The sequence below is a fragment of the Vibrio sp. 1727 genome (assembly GCF_033344415.1).
Classification (GTDB): domain Bacteria; phylum Pseudomonadota; class Gammaproteobacteria; order Enterobacterales; family Vibrionaceae; genus Vibrio; species Vibrio alginolyticus.
Genome location: NZ_JAWPOT010000643.1, coordinates 1 through 524 on the forward strand (window position 1 = coordinate 1; position 524 = coordinate 524).

At 47.9% G+C, this 524-nt stretch carries 1 protein-coding gene; it reads left to right on the plus strand.

Annotated elements, in window-relative coordinates; translation table 11 throughout:
• Window positions 1-524, plus strand: a 524-nt coding sequence (locus tag R8O10_RS27365; RefSeq protein WP_318192256.1) for a cytochrome c3 family protein, incomplete at both ends; no start/stop codon positions are given.

Consider the following 524-nt stretch of genomic DNA (forward strand, 5'->3'; position numbering starts at 1 on the left):
TCGTTTTTGCAATCGGCCATGGCAGAGAAAGACGTAACGTGCACAAATTGTCACGATCCACATTCCGCCCAACTTAAAATCCCTGAAGAAGCAGTATGTGCGCAATGCCATGTAGCGTCAGATTATCTGCCAGAAAACCACACCTTTCATCAAGCGAACACCGAAGCATCAAAATGCACAACGTGTCACATGCCGGAGACGACCTATATGCAGGTAGACCCGCGCAGAGACCACAGTTGGCACGTTCCGCGCCCAGATTTAAGCAAGCATATTAATACGCCCAATGTTTGTACCGCTTGTCATGATGATAAAGATGCGAAGTGGGCCGATGAACAGATTGGTCAATGGTTCCCAAAATCAAAGTATCGCAACACTCAGCACTTTTCGGTCGCATTTTATGCAGACGCGATAGGTCATAGAGGTGGTTCAGATGCCTTGGCTTATACGGCTCAAGATTCTTCCAACAGTGACATCATTCGCGCATCGGCTTTAGAGCGAATGGCAGGCAATACTGGCCAGAATTC